Consider the following 17287-nt stretch of genomic DNA (forward strand, 5'->3'; position numbering starts at 1 on the left):
CGGCAACTGCACGTTGATTTCGGGCTTCCGTCCAAGCAGCTCCAACGCAGTCGAGTGAGGCAGAGTGCAAGCAGCTCAAGTTCGTCCGGGCCCCACCGTCTCGAATGGCAATTTGCTCGCACATCGCTCCGAAGACCGGACAGACCGCTGCCGGCCCCATTCTGGTCATTCAATGACCGCCCAGCGTTGCTGCCTTAGGACGATCGGTTCACTTCTTAGCTCTCCCGTCCAAAATGCGGTAAACCTGCATCCGAGAACAGCCAACAGCTTTCGCTATTTCGGTGGGTTTGACCCCGTCGCCGTGGAGTTGGATCACTCGGTGGTAATCTAAGCGCTGCTGACCACCCTTGTAGATGCCATTACGTTTAGCCTGCTCGATGCCGTCACGCTGCCGCTCTTTAATGAGCCGGCGCTCCATTTGGGCGACCATCCCAAGAACCGAAGCACAATGTGGCCCATCTCACCTCTTGTCGAAATGATCTGATCCCCAGAAACTGGACCGTTCAGAATTGGAGTTTTCCGCTGTAGTTTCCCGGCTGGGAGAGGAGCGGAAGCGATGAAAGCATCGAAGTTTTCGGACGCGCAGAAGGCGTTCATTCTGAAGCAGGGAGCGGATGGGTTTCCTGTGGCGGAGATCTGCCGGAGGGCCGGGATCAGCCAGGCGACCTATTTCAACTGGAAGAAGAAATATGACGGGCTGCTGCCGACAGAGATGAAGCGGCTGAAGCAACTCGAGGACGAGAACGGCAAGCTCAGAAAGCTGGTCGCGACCTGTCGCTGGACAAGGAGATGCTGCAGGACGTGATCCGCCGAAAACTGTGAGGCCTGGTCGCAAACGCGAGCTGGTGGCCGATACCTGTGCTGATTGGAACGTGTCGATCCGGCGAGCGTGCCGTGTTCTGGAGTTCGACACCTCGACCTATCACTACAAGTCCCGCCGCCGTGACCAGGCCGGCCTCGAAGCTCGGATCAAAGACATCTGCGCGACGCGGGTTCGCTATGGCTACCGGCGCGTGCACGTGATGCTCACGCGGGAGGGCTGGGACATCAACATGAAGCGGACCTATCGCATTTACAGGGACTTGGGCCTTCAACTGAGGAACAAGACGCCGAAGCGCCGGGTGAAGGCGAAGCTGCGAGACGATCGCCAGCCAGCCGTCGAACCCAACGACGTCTGGGCGATGGACTTCGTTCACGACCAGCTCGCGACGGGCAAGAAGATCCGGGTCCTGACGGTCGTAGATACGTTCTCACGCTACGTGCCGGTGCTCGACCCACGCTTCAGTTACCGCGCCGAGGATGTGGTCAGGATGCTGGAACAGGTCTGCCCCAAGATCGGCTATCCAAAGACGATCCGGGTCGATCAAGGCTCGGAGTTCGTCTCCCGCGACCTCGACCTGTGGGCCTACACCAGGGGCGTCACGCTCGACTTCTCGCGACCGGGAAAGCCAACGGACAACGCTTACATCGAAGGCTTCAACGGCCGCTTCAGGGCGGAATGTTTGAACGCCCACTGGTTCCTGACGCTTGCCGACGCGGCCGAAAAGTTGGAGGATTGGCGCAGATACTACAACGAGGTGCGCCCACATGGCGCAATCGGGCACAAGGTTCCGATCTCGTTGATCAATCCCGATGGCGCCGTCAGCCCGCCATCGTGAAACAGCCGGAAAACTCCACCTTCCGGCGGTCCAAAGAATGGTATCGGATCAAAAACGGTCGAGGCTCTAATCGCAGCTGGATGACAGTTCAGTGGCAGGTCAGAAACGTGCGGGTCAAGGACAGTGACGAACGCTCCCTTCTGTTCACACTCGTAGATTAGATTTAGGACGTCGCGTGTATCGCGGCCGAGGCGATCCAGCCTTGTGACCACAAGTTCATCACCTGGCCGTAGGAAGTCCAAAACAGTCGCCAACTCGGTACGCCCGTCGCGACTGCCACCCGACACCTTCTCGGAACGGACAATTTCGCAGCCCTCAGCCTTCAGCTTTGCATGCTGGCTTTCGAGATCTTGATCAATTGTGCTGACGCGAGCGTAACCAATGCGAGCCATAGCCTGTCACCTCAAGGTTTAGGCTCAACGCTACCTTGTCACAAATAGTCGATGTCAACCCAGATGTTACGCTGACGCATCGCCGGCTGGTTACGTCACCCAGGGGTATACCCACATGATCGCTAGACGTCTGCACCGGCGGGTGAAGACGGTCCGACAACGATCAACTCGCTTGGATGTGGGCGAACATCGTCCGCGACAGGACCCTTGTGGTTCTGGCCAATCCGGAATGTCACACGGTCACCTACATTTAGAGATTCCAGCTCCACCCTAGCTGCCAAATTACTTCGGTGAAAGAAATAGTCATGACCGGCAGAGTCAGTAAGGAAAGCGAACGATTTATCGGGAAATACACTCTTTATCCAACCCGGCTGGCTCGGTTCCTCGGCAGCCAATTGACTGCCCACCATCGCAATTTCACCGGCGGCTGGCCGCCCCTCTCGTTCGACTATCGTGAAACGGACCTCATTCCCAGGTATCGCAAAGGTGAGGGCGTGAGGAAAGGCCGAGAAGTGGAAGAAAACCCTCTTGTCGCCCTCGAAGCGAATGAACCCGTAGCGTTTGGGGACGTTCACCCTGTCGATAGAGCCTGTGCAGATCGTCCCGATTCGCTGCAATAGGGCGAGGTCCCCAGTCGCGTCACCGCGAGATGAAAACGGAAGCTTGATATTTGCAACGGGATTGAACCTAATATCCTCTATATCAGCATAGCATCGCTGCACTTCCGGCAGCAGGCTGCTTAGAGAGAGTTGATCGGCCAGTTGGGAAAGTACGCCAAGAGTACGCTTCCCGGTCGAAACAATTCGCTCATCTAACAATTCGTCAGGTACGCTACGAAATCGCGTCAGAACATCTTGGCAAGCAGATAGACTGTCCGAATAGCGCCCTTCGTCAAAGAATGCGGAAGCTTTCCTGAGTGCCACCTGACACCAAGTGTCGTAAGCGACACGCTGTTGCCTAGTCGAGACGTCTGGATTATGGAACACGCGCTGCAGGCGGCCGTCGGCCTCTGCATTGTGCCCAAGAAACATCTCCACGCGTGCCAGTTCCACGAGGACGGCGGCGGAATCCGGGTCAAGCCCCTCGGCCACCAAAAGCTGCTCGCGGGCTCCATCTGGATCATGTGCGGCTCTCAGCAGGAAGCCAGCATACCAGTAGCGTGTCGGAGCGGATCGGGGCTCGAACACTATCGCACTCTGATACGCGTCGGCGGCAGCAGCAGGATTATCTGTGTGCGCGTGCACCCATGCCTCAACCCGGTACACCTCATAAAAGGCAGGGTCGAGTTCTTTTGCTCGCTCCACTAGGTTCAGCGCCTTCTCCCTGTCGTTGGAGTAAACACTCCCTAGCGCTTCCGATAGTAGCTTGGCAGTTATCGCGTCAGCTTGATTGCGACACGCAATCACACGGGGATTGTATTTATTGGCTCCTCGTTCTGCTTGCAGCCTTTCGTACTGCGTCGAGACGTCACGCATTCGCTGCTTGAAAATAGCATCCTCCACCGCGTTCGGCGGATGGTTGCGGAGTATGAACAAACGGGGAAGCTCATTCAGTTGAAAGACCGTTTCAGATCCAGCCTCCGTTAACGTGCTGGACATTTGAAGAATATTCGCCGATTGAAGTCCCGCGAGCGCCTCTTGCAGGCGATCTCCAGAAATCTCGGTCAAATAAGATATGAGCGGAAGTGATTGCTTTCCCGGAACCGCAATCATAGCTTTGCAGACCGTCTTTCCGTCAGCTGTCAGGAATTCGTAGACGTTGGAAAGGCAAAAATCCAAGAAGATCTTCGGATTGGCCAGCGCTTGTTCCGGCCGCTTCCCACATTGGACGCTAGACACGAACCATTTTATGAAGCCCGGGTTCAATTTCATCTGTTGCACGTATTTCTTCAGGCTTTCATTTTTCGCCTTATAGATATCCGGAACCCGGCGAACCTTGGCCGTTAACCTGAGGAGTTGCACGGCCTCTTGGCTATTGAGTCCGCCCAATTTAAATGGATAGCTCATCTCACCGATCCCGACACGTGACGTCGCCAAGATCTTGCTGTTGCCGCTAGATTTTCTGATGAAACGCGTGAGGAGCGGATCAAGCACGGTCTCCAAATTGTCGAGAACCAGCAGAATCTTGAAGGTGTTGAGATAGGAGGCCACTTCGTCGAGTATTGCCTCATCGGATCCGACGCCCCCCAAGACATCAGACGCCGATCTAATCAACCCAAGCGAGTTTTGAATAGCGCCATCAATGGTCTGAATATCATTGAGCGTGAGAACCGTGCGCTTGGCGGTGGTCCACACGATCGCTTCGAAGCCTGCGGTTTCGTCGTCTAATAGATCGTAAGCCACTCTCAAAGCGAGGGCAGTCTTGCCGAAGCCGCCCTCTCCAACCACAGTCACCACAGGCCAATTGCTCTTGCAGGCCGCGAGAAGCTCGCTTGTCTCCTGCTCTCGCCCCAGAAAACCCGTTTCATCATAGTCAGGCAATGGCAAATTATGCGGGATACGATCGACCTGTTGATCGGCCTGCGAGATGTCGACCGAGTAAACAAAGTTAGGATTTTCTCTAACACGCTCCTCAAATTCGATGACGCGAGGGAATAAGGCCTTCGGGTAAGAGTGTAGTTGCTTAACAAATATATCAACGGTAGAGTAATCAGCAAATTGAAGTGGTCGAGCGTGCATAACGCGATTCCGAATCGGGATCAGACGGTCGAGTTCAGTTGAATTTACATTGACAAATTTGGCGATCGCCGGGTCCAGTGATGCTTTGTGCGCACGCAGAATTTGCGCCGAATCGGCGAAGTCCAGATACTCATAAATGTCGTCGTCGTCGGCCGCGCCGTCTCGAGCGGCCCGATCTCGCAACTTGGCCAAGGTATCTGCAGGGAAAATCGCCTCGATGGCCGTTGATGAACCCAACTGAAACCTCACAAGCGCGCGCAAGTCAGCATCGATCGCTGTGATGAGTCCATAGAGCGTTAGCCTGACGAGGTTGAAACTCAAATGCCGCTCCTGATTTGGATGTCATCCACACTATACGTGACGTAAGCCGACAAGGGCTGTCGTAGCAGGACATGGCACGACTGCCGGAATACAAATGCCCGGCTCTCGCAGCCTGTTCGTGCCATCCACCCCCTCCACTAGGATCTAAATAGTTACCGAAACGCCGAGATATGAGAACTTCGCGCGAGATTGCTTGATGAAAAGAACCCGCCACACTCGCTCCGTCTGGAGCAGCCTTTGCACTCATCGACGTACTCGTTTTTCCAATCGCTGATCGACCGCTTTGCGTACTTATGTATCGATCCGTCGAGGAGGCAGAGCTGGTGGTTGTAAACTGAAACGTTGATCCTGGCCGCAGCCAGATATTGCACGGCCGCCCGCAGCTGACTCCGATAGTCGTACGGGTCCATCCAGAGCTTATCCATGTTTGCTCTCGTGTACCCGGTGATCTCAAGCCCCATAAACGTCACGTGATCAACAAAAGTCAGGTTTCTGAAGATGAAATCCGACAGGTCGGCGAGACCTTGATAGGTCTGCTTGTGAACGACAACTCGTATCTCGACCTCAGCACCAACGGACTTAAGGTTCATGATTCCGCGGATTGTTTCGTCAAAAGCGCCCTTGGACTGAACCACGTAATCGTGAACTTCCGGGTCGGCGGAATAGATCGGTATGCCGACCGAAAGGCGGCGATGTCCAATTGCTTGATACCGCTCAGCAAACGCCTTGTCCTTAAATGTCCGGCCGTTGGAAAGAATATGAATTGGCGTCGTAGGAAGGTGGTCACGAGCCGAGGACAAAATGTCAAAAAAGTCCTCACCCACCAGCGTTGGCTCACCGCCAGTGATCCCGAGAAACGGGGTCGTTGCGGGCAGCAGGGGCAGCACATCCAAAATCTCCCGCGCCAACCAGCGATCGTCAACGTCTTTGGGTGGCTGGGAGCACATCAAGCACAGGTGGTTGCACCGCTCCGTTACGAGGAAATAGTTCGCGTTGGCATCCTTTCTGAACAGGACACGCACTGCCTTCCGATCCGGCACAAAGCGGATAACGTCTCCCTCGCTGAGGTAGTCGAACTCGTGGGGCAGAACGACTAGTCGTCGGTCTGAAAACAGTCGCTCAGCCTCCGGCCGATGCTCCTCAAAGGTGACAACCCACTGGCATTCAGGATGAAACGCCTGCCCCTTGAAAAGATACGCATCATGCTCCGGGTTGGACGCTTGATCAGCTTGACCCGTCACGAGCCTAAGAGCCACTCGCTGTGAAAAATCACCGACGCTTGCTGACGCAGCGAAGCCACTCAGTCGCAACATCCTAATTCGCCCAACTTAGAAAGAGTTCTCGGGCGGTAACGTCCTTCTCCATGAGGTCGATCAGCCTCTTGAAGATCGACATATTGCGATTGCAGAATCCCGAGCGCGTTTTGAGGCCAACAAAGTCGCCCTGCGTTGCGGTATGGAACACCGGATCGGAGCCACAGAACGGTTCATAAGCGCAGTCGGCGCACATCGGTACGGAGCCTGCAAAAGACTGCTCGATAGGATCGAGGAGAGCGTCGGACCCGAAAATCTCAGCGTAGTTGTTTTCGTGGACATTCCCGAGCAGAAATGTCTTGTCGCCCATTTCGGCCAACATTCGCGCTTCGTCGGACGCGTAGACGCTGGCGTCATAGTTGTAGACAACGGCGGAGATGCCAATGCCTGCCGGGCTCATCAGGTCCACATATCCCGGCTCGAAAGGCGTGAGCATCTTTGTGAGGATGGTGGCTGCGTAAAATTCCTTGAAAGGAATGCCGTTCCGATTCAGTTCCAGGATGTAGTTCAGCCCATCAAAATAGAAGTCGAGCCAGCGGTCCACATCATAGGCGGCGTATGACTTCGTCTTGACCGCAAAACCGTACGGAGAAAGTGGCCGAAGAAATGTTCCGGGGAAATCTAGCCGGACATATTCGTCAATGATCTCGCGTACCAGTGGAAGGCTGGCTTTGGTCGTCGTCATAAGTGCGCTGACGCGTTCATGGCCGAGGGCCAGTCTGGCCTTGTGGATACCTGCCACAGCCAATTCATAGCTGTTTTTTCCCGGGCGCGGTCGATTGGCATTGTGAAGAGTGGCCGGACCATCAAGCGACGTAGAAATTAGGACGCTGTGCTCGCGGCAAAACTCCAAGATTTCGTCCGTAACGACAGCGAGGTTCGTCGTAATAACGAACTGCAGCGACCGCCCGGCGACTTTGTTGATCGCTTCAGCCCGATGCACGACGTGTTGGATCAATGGGAAGTTCAAAAGCGGCTCGCCACCCTGGAACTCGATCTTGATAGCCGGGCTTGGAGATTGAAAAATGAGTCCCAAGGCCTTCTCGGCTGTCTCCTCGGTCATATCGAAGGCTGATCGATCTTCGCTTTGACGAGATACCTGACAGTAAGGGCAAGAGTGCTCGCACCGCAAAGACACGACCATTATGTGAAGCGATGTGAAGTTCTCCAGCCTTTTTGCTTTAGTCCGAACCTTCAGCGCCAGCAGCTCCTTGCCGATATTGGAGGATGCATCAAAGAGGAATTGCCTGCTGCGCAGGCGGGAGTAGGCGGGGTGTGTGCTGGGAAGCTCGTGCCTGACAAACGAGGCCAGCACGGCGCGCGGCAATACCAGATATTCGCCCGCTTGGTTGGTCAGCACATACCGCTCGTCGTCCAACTGGGAAAAACGGAAGTACGCGAGCTGATAAATGTCGTCCAACGGTCGTTGGAACTCAGTTGCCGGAGCAAACTTAGTCATCGGACTGCAGGCCCGATCTGGAAAACGCAAGCGCCAGTATCGCGTTTCTAACAGTGGCGGTTTCGGCGGCGATGCTGCTACGCAGGTCCTGATCCAAGACCTCTAGCCGCAGTCTTTCTACCGCTGCGTCGGCCGAAGTTCGCGCGGCCGCCTTGCTGAAGTTGATCGTGCATACTGCGAAGCCGCCCTCGATCGTGATCTCAACCGCAGCGTTTCCGGTTACCCGATACGCTGCGCGCTTTACACAGTCGAGGCTGAAGACTGACAGATCAAACTTGACTTGGGCAGTCTGGACGAGCTCGCTCTCGCGAGAGGTGTCCGCCATCAACAATAGCTGTAGCCAGAGCAGTGAGACCCGTGACTAGCATGGCTCGAATGGCTGGTGTGGTACGCCATGATAACGTCCGTACCATTTGAGCGGTCTAGCACCTCACCGTAGCCGAGGTCCGCCGGGACAGTGCCAGCTTCAGCGAGCTTGGTCGAAGGCTGATTTGCCGATTCGACAAGGACTGCAGCCTGAACTTGGCCGCCGAGAATCATCGTGGCCGACAAGGCCATTGGTGACAGGAAATTGCGTTTCGACATTATTCAAACCCCCGTTTGTACAGAATCATTAGCAAAACGCGCCAAGCCGGACAAGTACCGATTGTGGAGAAATGCTTAAGGGACCACTAATGTTCCGGGCCAAATACTTGTATTGTGGAGTTGACGGGTTTCCGTCTTCTGAGCCCAATCGATCGCAGAAGCGGCCCGACGATGCTCTTGTGCAGCCGCTTCGGCTGCCGCCAGGAAGCGCTCGGATTTCAGCCCGAGAAAGCTGTTCGGAAGGTTTGGTTCTGGGCCATTGGCGATCTCCGCTTGATGGGGTTCGCCGCAACGCGGACCATAGTCCTACATGCCACGCTGCCTGACAAGTGCAGCTCCTGGCCTACTCTCACAGGAGCGATAGGGCCAGGCGCCAAGCGCCACCATCAGGAGGGAAGCGGTCATGCCGACCATGTCTCGCGCCTGTAGCGTCGCGGGCGCCGCATCAAGGAAGCGGGCTACAGCGCTGCGGCCTGATACTGGACTCCCGGCTTCAGACGATGCATTCTCGCCTCGGGGAAGGGATCATGGGCAATTCTGTTCATGCCAGGAGGTTGCAGAGGCGACGGCCTTGGTGGCGCTCGCTTTTCCGCTATCGTCTCGCCGCCGTTCTGGTGATGCTCGGGGCGACTTCCGCGGGCTATCTTGCAGTCGGCGACGATCGGCACGAGCTGCCGCGCGTTCACCATGGCGGCGATTCGTCGGCCAGCAACGCGGCTGTCCGCGAGGCGGGCTGCGATATCAAGGGCAACATTAACGAGCGCGGCGAGCATATCTACCATATGCCGGGGCAGGAATATTACTCTGCTACGCGCGTCAACCCAGCTCGAGGAGAGCGCTGGTTCTGCTCACAATGGGAAGCGTGGTGGGCGGGCTGGCGGAAAGCGAAAGTGTAGCGATTGCCTTTAGACTACACCTTCAGTTGCTCGATGCGCGTGCTCTTTATTGGAAGTTCGAACATCGCGCCGCCCGCGACAATTTCCGATTGCTTTTCGATCGTGCTCCAAAGGGCGAGTAGCCGCTCCATTTGCTTGAGGACCGGAGCCTTGTAGAGGCCCTTCGAAAGAAAAAACCCGACGAGCCGAGAGCTTCGAAATGCAGCATATTCGACCTTGTTCCGGGTAATGCGTCGATCGCCAGAGATGACGATCCAACGCCCCTCCGTGCTCAGCTGGCCGATCCAGGCCACATCCGCGCCGATCCATTCTCGGGCGCAAATGGCGCCGCCTTGGCCATCTCGGCAGATCGTCGAGTAGTCGGGCCAATGCCTTCCAAGCAGGAATGCAGCCAGAGCGACGCGGCAAAGCCCATCGGGACGCGCCAGCCTAGGTCTTCCTCCCCCCGCTGCATGCCAGACGTATTGTCCTTGGGCATCGCGCCGATCCATCGGCGAGGCGTCAGTTCGTCTCGCCGACGATACTGTCATAGTCGCGGCCGATCAGTAGCAGCACGAAGCCGCAGGGCACTGTCACGCTGGTGAGGGCAATAAGGCCGAGCCATCCATAGTCCGGCTTCGCAAAATAGTAGTACCAGCTAATCGCCTGCACCAGCGGAGACACGATCAACATCCAAGCACCCCATATGCCATCCGTGTTGAGCCGGATCGTTGTCGTCGCCCGATAGCTGATTGCCATACGTATGCCCTCCCGTTCCTCAAAAGGCAGCTTCGCGCCGGTTGAGCGCGAACGCAAGCGCCGGCCCGGCTACGGCTTTGCGAGCCTCACGCCGGCGCCTCCTCCATTCTGCGGAATGAGCTCAACCCCGGCAGCCTCCAGAGCGGCCTGCAGGTCGACCAACGTGCGGTCGTATGGCGTCCGCTTGCCAGCTTCGAAATTGGCAATGGTCGTCTTGGCCACCTGGGAGGCCGCTGCCAGCTGATCCTGCGACCATCCAACAAGCGCCCGGGCTGCCCGGCATTGAGATGGCGAAATTGTCATTTTAGTTAAACCTTACATTAAAGTGCGACTGTACGATACGTGCAGCCTTATACCATTAGTGCAACGTTATCGCAAATGCAGACCCAAATGCCTAACACCCCTCTTCTGGAGGCCGGCGAAGCTATGGCCGCTGCCTTCCCTTAGAAGATTTTCCCGCGCCCTGCTCGGTGCCATCGCCTCTATTCCGGGCATAAGAGGCGCGGCCGCGGCGCATGTCTCGCCGCAACCGGCGCCTCTGCCCTCCCAGGAGGAACTGCTGCAAGCCTACAGTGAGTGGCTGTTCTTCGAACGTCTGCTGCTTATGCGCGACATCTACCCTGGCGAGCGCAACCCCTACCGCCAAACAGCCCTCGTGCCCTGCAACACTCTTGCGGCGCATTACCATTTCCCGCTACGATGACCGAGAGTTATAGCCCGACATGGGAAACGGTGCCCTCGCCAGCCACGCGTGCGCTGCTCGTCTTGCAGACTGTCGGCGTTGACTTCAGGCCGCTGAGTGAACGGCAATGATCTTTCGTTCAGAAGGAAACTGCCATGCGAACGACCGAACGTGATCGACCGCCTTCCGGCTGGTTTGTGGTCGACGTGATGCGCCGCGAAGCCCGGAAGTGGGACTGGGCGGCGCTTGTCACCGATACGCATCCTGACGACGATCTAGAAGCTCGGATCTTTGCGAAGCAGTGCTGGGTCCCCATTCCCGGCAAGCACCGAAACCGAGATGCGGCTTGGGATATGTTCGAGGCGATGTCAGCCACGCGGCACTGACTGACTTTCATTCCGCAGAAGAGAAACGAACAGCCCGCTGCTGCTGGTGGCGGGTTTTTCATGTCGCGTTTCATGTCGCGTCCATCAGCCGCGCATCAGTAAAAACCGTCGGAAACCAAGGATACTCAGTTGCTACATGGTGTAACATGAGCTGAATATTACAGAAACAAGTGGTGCCCAGGGGCAAGTAGGAAATGTCTGTGCTTTCAGATCTTACCACGCACATGGCCTGCGGACAACCAACAGAAATACCAACAATATATTCTGGTGGGTTATTTCATTCCTCCCGGAATGTCCGACTGATTTGGTCCGACAGCGGCTTCACGAAATAGGAAAGCGCCGTACGCTCGCCCGTCTGGACCATTGCTTCGGCCGGCATACCGGGCACGAGCGTCAGGCCCTTGAGCTTCGTCAGTTCCGCCTGCGGAACCGACAGGCGCACCAGGTAGTACGAAATGCCGTTTTTTTCATCCGTCGCCAGATCCGCTGCGATCCGGCTGACATATCCGTTCAATATCGGCGTGGTTCTCAGATTGAAGGCTGACATCCGCAGCACGGCCTTGTGACCAAGCTGGATTTGGTCGATGTCCTTCGGGGTGATTCGTACTTCAAGCGCAAGATCGTCGCCTTCCGGCACGATTAGCATGATCGGATCGGCGGGCGTAATCACTCCGCCGACCGTATGAACTGCGAGTTGTTGAATGGTGCCTGACTGCGGCGCGACGATATCGATCCGCCGCAGTTCCTGTTCAACCGCCACCTTGCGCTCAACATACTCCCCGACCTGCGCCTGAACCTCTCTGAGCTCCTGGCCCACTTCCGACTTGAAATCCTGATCGATCTGCGGGATCTGCAGGCGCGTTTCGGCTATGCGGGCTGCCGTCTGTGCCTGATCTGCGATCTTCTCACCGCGTTCGCCACCGAAAGTGGCAACCTGGATCTTCAGGCTGTTCAACCGTTGGTCCGAGACAATGCCTTGGTTGCGCAGCCCACTTAGAACAGCAATTTCCTTTTGGAGAACCTGGATCATTTTTTCACAAGCAATTTCCTGCGCCTTGAGTCCTTCGATCTGGTGGTGATATTGAGTAATGCGTTCCGCCAATTGCGCCTGCTTCCCGTCGCGGGATTGCCTGCGGAATTCGAACAGCAACGTCTCGCTATCTATTGCCGAAGCTACGTCCGGAACATCTCTTCGGGCGAGTAGCCAGTCCGGGAAGGCGATTTCCGCGAGATCGTCACGCTCAGCATCGAGTCTTGCCAGGTAGGCGGCCAGCTCATCGAGCCGCTTGGTGACTATGGCGAGATTAGCGCGCGTCTGGGTGGCATCGAGCCGCATGAGGATGTCGCCGGCTTTTACTTTATCGCCTTCGCGCACAAGGATTTCTCCCACCACCCCGCCAGTCGGGTGCTGCACCTTCTTGACATAGGAAACGACGACAAAGTGTCCGGACGCTACAACCGCACCGGAGAGATTCGTGAAGTTCGCCCAGGCTCCGGCTCCTCCCACAAAGATCACGCTCGCCAGAAGGCCCGCCACCAGGTGGCGGCGAATGGAGCTTGAAACGTCATTGTTCTGATCAATGCCGGACACCGGTATCCTCCATGTCAGCGCGCTCTGCCACGTTATCCTGCGTAGACTCGATGGCCTTCAGGACTTTGGAAGGCGCACCGAATGATCGCTGCCGTCCACCTTCCATCACCAACACCAAATCCACGGCGCGGATGACGCTCGGCTGATGGCAGACAACAACCGCAATGCCCTTGCGCTCGCGCACGGAGGCGATCGCCTTAGCGACTGCAGCTTCGCCTTCCGCGTCGAGATGGATATTGGGTTCATCCAGCACAACAAGGAAAGGGTCTCGATAAAGGGCACGGGCAAGACCGATAAGCTGGCGCTGCCCGGCGGAAAGTGCCGATCCGACCTCACCAATCGGAGTTTCGTATCCGTGCTCAAATCGGAGGATCAGTTCGTGCGTGCCCGCTGCTTTCGCCGCGGCGACCATAGCCTCAGGGTCAGGATCATGTTCAAAACGAGCAATGTTTTCGGCAATGGTGCCGTCGAACAGTTCAACACCTTGTGGTAGATAGCCGATATGACGGCCTAGTGCTTCCCGGTCCCATTGTTCGAGGCTTGCGCTGTCAATGCGAACCTTCCCGGCGACCGGCGTCCATGCGCCGACGATGGCGCGCGAGAGTGTCGACTTGCCCGAACCCGATGGACCGATGACCCCGAGTGCGCTTCCCGCCTGAATGGCAAACGCAATGCCGGTCACGGTCGGCTTGCTTTCGCCGGGCGGAACGATTGTCACGCCTTCCAAGCGCAGTTCGCGTTCAGGTGCAGGCATAGGCACAACAGGAGCGATTTCAGGAACCCTTTCCAAGAGGTCCTCCAGCCGCGCCCAACTCTGGCGCGCAATGAGGAAGGGTTTCCAGCTTGAAATGACCAGATCGACCGGAGCCAGCGCACGCCCCATCATGATCGAACTGACAATCATGACCCCGGCCGTAGCCTCTTCCCTGACGACAAGGTACGCACCGACGGTAAGAATGGCCGATTGCACCTGCAGGCGCAAGTCGGCATTACATCGCGCTGCTTGCAGCAGGCCATTGCGTGCCATGTTGTGGGCAACGGTATCGCTTATCGGCCCTTGCGAGAGAGTGTTGGCAAGGAGTGTCAGAGATGTGAGACCGACCGCCCCGATAAGTGCCGTCATGCCGATCCAGAAATGAAGGAGGAAGCAAATGCCAAGATAAAACAGCATCCATGGCAGATCAAAGAACGCTGTCGGACCGTTTCCACCTAAGAAGCCGCGAACATTGTCGAGATCGCGAAGCGGCTGCAAGCCGTCGCCCGGCATGCGCGTTGAAAGCGGAAGGCGAACGATCGCATCGTGAACGCGTCCGGAAAACTGTCCATCGAAACGCTCGCCAATCCGCAGCAGCACGCGGGCGCGCAAAATGTCGAGCAGGCATTGGAACGCATAAAGCCCCGCAGCAAGCACGACGAGCCCCACTAGAGTGGATACGCTGCCACTTGCCAGAACGCGGTCATAGACCTGAAGCATGAACAGCGGCGAGATGAGCGCAAGCACGTTGACCACGCCGCTGATCAACACAATGCCCCAAATCGCGGAAGTCAGAGGGAAGGGTCTCAAAGCTGAATCCTTTAAGGAATGGTTGTCACGTAAGTCTCCGGAGGCTGGCGACCCAGCTCCCTATATTGCTCCCCGACCGGCAACCGACTGCATCCGCTACCTGGTTCAGGATCAGTGCTCCCGCCGAATATGTTTGGTCCCAGCATTTAATGGAGCGGGTCAACAACACCGTCCGGCTGAAAGTTTGGAAGGGATTCATCGTGGTCGGCCGCAAGGGCCCGAACAGGCGAATCCGCCTCCACACCTTCAGGGAGATTTCGGTGCACGACCAGCGCGACGCGCAGGGCTTCGTCACTGTACACGCTGACTGCTCTCGGGCGCCCCGGCCCATGGCAAGTAGCGGAAACGGGAAAGCGCCCGCCCAGGGGGGCGGGGCGGGCGCGGTTCCGTATGGGTTTTCTGGATCAAACGAAGGTGAAGTCGGACGCGGTCAGGCCCAGGTCTGCCACGGTGACCACACCGCCCAGGTGGGCGAACTCGTGCGCGCTGCCGTCGGCGGTGACATAGGCCAGAGTTGCGAGTCTGTCGGTGTAGCTGCTTTGGTAGACAATGATGTCGCCGGCGTGCTCGCCGGAGATCGCACTCGCCGCCTCATTAGCAGAGTTGAAAGATTCGCCAGTGATCACCACGACGTGTTCGCCGTTCGCACCCGAGGCCGCACCGCTGTAGAAGCTGCTCACCGGGTAGCCGGACTGTATGCTGGCGTTGTTGACGAAGTTCGCGCCAAAACCATCGTTGTAGAGGCCCACCGCATCGAAGGCGAACTTGTCCTCCGCCGGGTTGAAATCGGTGATAGTGGTAATGTCCGACGTCGACCCGACAACCCCAGGCACCGGATTGTGGAACTGGAACACGAACGTGTCACTGTCGCTGCCCCCGGTCAACGTGTCCTGGCCGTCACCCACGTAGAGGACATCCTGGCCGGGTCCGCCGCTGAGCCTGTCATTGTCCTCACCGGAGACGCGCGCGTTGAAGCGGCCGTTGTCGCCGGAGAGATCGTCCCAGCCATCTCCGCCGAAGATGCGGTCGTTACCCTTGCCGCCGATGGCTCGGTCACTGCCCGCGCCACCCGAGATCTCGTCGTTGCCGCCACGACCGTCAAGCCAGTCACCGCCCTGGTAACCCTCGATCCAGTCAACACCCTCGGTGCCGAGGAGTGTTTCGGAACTCGGGCCACCTTCGATAATCTTTGCCATTGAAAATACTCCTAATGATGCCCCTGCCTGAGTCGTTCATATTCGTCATCGGACAATTGGAGAAATCGATTGCTTGGATAGGCATACATTTACGAAATGGATGCATTCTCGTTCACTTCGCCCTTCTGCTGAGCAGTTGCGGGCTCGCAGGCGGCGGGGACACGCCCCAGGCAATCGGCCCGAACATTCACACTCAAAGAACGGTCCAGGAAAACTTGGCAACCGGTCGTCCTGGTTGGGCCGCCCTCGGAAGAACGGGCATGGGGCTGTGTTGCCGAGTCGCGCCGGCACTGCCCATTGCGAGCAATGGAACGTTAGGGAGCGCGTTCGCGCGAGCCGAGATCGGAACCGACAGGCGCACCAGGTAGTACGAAATGCCGGGTTCACCAGGATTTCTCCGACCACCCCGCCAGTCGGGTGCTGTATCTTCTCACTAGGAAACGACGACAAAGTGTCCGGACGCTACAACCGCACCGGAGAGATTCGTGAAGGTCGGTCGCCCAGGCTCCGGCTCCTCCCACAAAGATCACGCTCGCCAGAAGGCCCGCCACAAGGTGCCGGCGAATGGACTCGAAACGTCATTGTTCTGATGAATGCCGGACACCGGGATCCTCCATGTCAGCGCGCTCTGCCACGTGATCCTGTGTAGACTGGATGGCCTTCAGGACTTTGGAACGCGCACCGAATGATCGCTGCCGTCCACCTTCCATCACCAACACCAAATCGACGGCGCGGATGGCGCTCGGCCGATGGGCGACGACAACCGCAATGCCCTTGCGCTCGCGCACGGAGGCGATCGCATTAACGACTGCAGCTTCGCCTTCCGCGTCGAGATGGGCATTGGGTTCATCCAGCACGACAAGGAAAGGGTCTCGATAAAGGGCCCGGGCAAGACCGATAAGCTGACGCTGCCCGGCGGAAAGTGCCGATCCGGCCTCACCAATCGGAGTTTCGTATCCGTGCTCAAATCGGAGGATCAGTTCGTGCGTGCCCGCTGCTTTCGCCGCGTCGACAATAGCCTCAGGGTCAGGATCATCTTCAAAACGAGCGATGTTTTCGGCAATGGTGCCATCGAACAATTCAACACCTTGTGGCAGATAGCCGATGTGACGGCCTAGTGCTTCCCGGTCCCATTGATCGAGGCTTGCGCTGTCGATGCGAACCTTCCCGGCGACCGGCGTCCATGCGCCGACGATGGCGCGCGAGAGTGTCGACTTGCCCGAGCCCGACGGGCCGATGACCCCGAGTGCGCTTCCCGCCTGAATGGCAAACGCAAGGCCGGTCACGGTCGGCTTGCTTTCGCCGGGCGGAACGATTGTCACGCTTTCGAGGCGCAGTTCGCGTTCAGGTGCAGGCATTAGCATAACAGGAGCGGTTTCAGGAACCTTTTCCAAGAGGTCCTCCAGCCGCGCCCAACCCTGGCGCGCCATGAGGAAGGGTTTCCAGCTTGAAATGGCGAGGTCGACCGGAGCCAGCGCACGCCCCATCATGATCGAACTGGCAATCATGACCCCGGCCGTAGCCTCTTCCCTGACGACAAGGTACGCACCGACGGCAAGAATGGCCGATTGCAGCAGCACGCGCAGCGACTTTGAAATGGCACCCAGCCCACCTGCCACATCCCCAGCTTTCCGGTTGGCGGCCAGACACTTGGCATTGGCCTTTTGCCATCGGGCAGCGATCCGCTTTCCAAGACCGAGAGCTTGCACGACCTCGGCATTGCAACGCGCTGCTTGCAGCAGACCATTGCGTGCCATGTTGTGGGCAACGGTATCGCTTATCGGCCCTTGCGAGAGAGTGTTGGCAAGGAGTGTCAGAGATGTGAGAC

General features: G+C 57.4%; 12 protein-coding genes and 4 pseudogenes. 3 read left to right on the plus strand and 13 right to left on the minus strand.

The genetic code is table 11. The features are described 5' to 3' along the window. Positions 1-208 precede the first annotated feature (208 nt). A pseudogene (locus NKJ77_RS07325) lies at positions 209-486 on the minus strand (helix-turn-helix domain-containing protein); the annotation flags it as partial. A 70-nt stretch (positions 487-556) separates the two neighbouring features. On the opposite strand from NKJ77_RS07325, the pseudogene NKJ77_RS07330 reads away from it, so the two are divergent. Beyond that, positions 557-1658, plus strand: a pseudogene (locus NKJ77_RS07330) (IS3 family transposase). A 101-nt stretch (positions 1659-1759) separates the two neighbouring features. On the opposite strand, the pseudogene NKJ77_RS07335 reads toward NKJ77_RS07330, so the two are convergent. From NKJ77_RS07335 to hxsD, 5 genes and pseudogenes are all read right to left on the minus strand, one after another. Beyond that, positions 1760-2050 (minus strand): annotated as a pseudogene (locus NKJ77_RS07335) (recombinase family protein); the annotation flags it as partial. 122 nt (positions 2051-2172) lie between these two features. Continuing rightward, the gene (locus tag NKJ77_RS07340) at positions 2173-5049 is read right to left on the minus strand and encodes a cold shock domain-containing protein (RefSeq protein ID WP_023749027.1); all 2877 of its coding nucleotides are present in this window, start codon (positions 5047-5049) and stop codon (positions 2173-2175) included. Between the two features lie 152 nt (positions 5050-5201). Then, positions 5202-6362: a His-Xaa-Ser system radical SAM maturase HxsC gene (gene hxsC, locus NKJ77_RS07345; protein WP_050588833.1), complete on the minus strand. Its 1161-nt coding sequence runs from the start codon at positions 6360-6362 to the stop codon at positions 5202-5204. A gap of 1 nt (position 6363) precedes the next feature. Beyond that, a complete protein-coding gene (gene hxsB, locus NKJ77_RS07350) occupies positions 6364-7782 on the minus strand; it encodes a His-Xaa-Ser system radical SAM maturase HxsB (protein ID WP_198021030.1) in 1419 nt (472 codons plus the stop codon). 31 nt (positions 7783-7813) lie between these two features. Beyond that, the gene (hxsD, locus tag NKJ77_RS07355; RefSeq protein WP_023712893.1) at positions 7814-8146 is read right to left on the minus strand and encodes a His-Xaa-Ser system protein HxsD; all 333 of its coding nucleotides are present in this window, start codon (positions 8144-8146) and stop codon (positions 7814-7816) included. Between the two features lie 787 nt (positions 8147-8933). Here hxsD and NKJ77_RS07360 point away from each other — a divergent pair. Next, on the plus strand, positions 8934-9302 hold the full coding sequence (locus NKJ77_RS07360) for a sunset domain-containing protein (protein WP_023750018.1): 369 nt from the start codon (positions 8934-8936) through the stop codon (positions 9300-9302). A 14-nt stretch (positions 9303-9316) separates the two neighbouring features. Here the strand turns inward: NKJ77_RS07360 and NKJ77_RS07365 are convergent, their stop codons facing one another. The 3 genes and pseudogenes from NKJ77_RS07365 to NKJ77_RS07375 all read right to left on the minus strand — a co-directional run. Next, positions 9317-9793 (minus strand): PIN-like domain-containing protein, encoded by a 477-nt coding sequence (locus NKJ77_RS07365; protein ID WP_198021031.1) that lies wholly within the window; start codon positions 9791-9793, stop codon positions 9317-9319. Between the two features lie 10 nt (positions 9794-9803). Then, entirely contained in the window at positions 9804-10040 is a 237-nt protein-coding gene (locus NKJ77_RS07370) for a hypothetical protein (protein WP_023687371.1), read from the minus strand. Between the two features lie 75 nt (positions 10041-10115). Further along, positions 10116-10343 (minus strand): annotated as a pseudogene (locus NKJ77_RS07375) (helix-turn-helix domain-containing protein); the annotation flags it as partial. A gap of 534 nt (positions 10344-10877) precedes the next feature. Between NKJ77_RS07375 and NKJ77_RS07380 the strand changes: the two are divergent. Next, positions 10878-11108, plus strand: coding sequence for a hypothetical protein (locus NKJ77_RS07380; protein WP_031202508.1), 231 nt, complete (start codon positions 10878-10880; stop codon positions 11106-11108). 277 nt (positions 11109-11385) lie between these two features. Here NKJ77_RS07380 and NKJ77_RS07385 read toward each other — a convergent pair whose 3' ends face one another. The 4 genes from NKJ77_RS07385 to NKJ77_RS07400 all read right to left on the minus strand — a co-directional run. Beyond that, positions 11386-12699 carry an HlyD family type I secretion periplasmic adaptor subunit gene (locus NKJ77_RS07385; RefSeq protein WP_031243881.1) on the minus strand — a complete coding sequence of 438 codons (1314 nt, stop codon included), beginning with the start codon at positions 12697-12699 and terminating at the stop codon, positions 11386-11388. Next, a complete protein-coding gene (locus NKJ77_RS07390; RefSeq protein WP_502904429.1) occupies positions 12686-14221 on the minus strand; it encodes a type I secretion system permease/ATPase in 1536 nt (511 codons plus the stop codon). Before NKJ77_RS07390 ends, NKJ77_RS07385 begins: the two co-directional genes overlap by 14 nt. A 446-nt stretch (positions 14222-14667) precedes the next feature. Further along, on the minus strand, positions 14668-15459 hold the full coding sequence (locus NKJ77_RS07395) for a calcium-binding protein (RefSeq protein ID WP_023690711.1): 792 nt from the start codon (positions 15457-15459) through the stop codon (positions 14668-14670). Positions 15460-16037: 578 nt separating this feature from the next. Continuing rightward, positions 16038-17287: type I secretion system permease/ATPase (locus NKJ77_RS07400; RefSeq protein WP_352534687.1), on the minus strand; the 1250-nt coding region annotated here is incomplete at its 5' end.

It is taken from the genome of Mesorhizobium sp. M0052 (assembly GCF_040323255.1).
GTDB lineage: Bacteria > Pseudomonadota > Alphaproteobacteria > Rhizobiales > Rhizobiaceae > Mesorhizobium.

Bases quoted from the DNA above. Each gene is read 5' to 3' on its own strand.
- NKJ77_RS07360 (WP_023750018.1), top strand. From the start codon at position 8,934: ATGGGCAATTCTGTTCATGCCAGGAGGTTGCAGAGGCGACGGCCTTGG.
- NKJ77_RS07380 (WP_031202508.1), top strand. From the start codon at position 10,878: ATGCGAACGACCGAACGTGATCGACCGCCTTCCGGCTGGTTTGTGGTC.
- hxsD (WP_023712893.1), bottom strand. From the start codon at position 8,146: ATGGCGGACACCTCTCGCGAGAGCGAGCTCGTCCAGACTGCCCAAGTC.
- NKJ77_RS07365 (WP_198021031.1), bottom strand. From the start codon at position 9,793: ATGGATCGGCGCGATGCCCAAGGACAATACGTCTGGCATGCAGCGGGG.
- NKJ77_RS07395 (WP_023690711.1), bottom strand. From the start codon at position 15,459: ATGGCAAAGATTATCGAAGGTGGCCCGAGTTCCGAAACACTCCTCGGC.
- hxsC (WP_050588833.1), bottom strand. From the start codon at position 6,362: ATGTTGCGACTGAGTGGCTTCGCTGCGTCAGCAAGCGTCGGTGATTTT.
- NKJ77_RS07370 (WP_023687371.1), bottom strand. From the start codon at position 10,040: ATGGCAATCAGCTATCGGGCGACGACAACGATCCGGCTCAACACGGAT.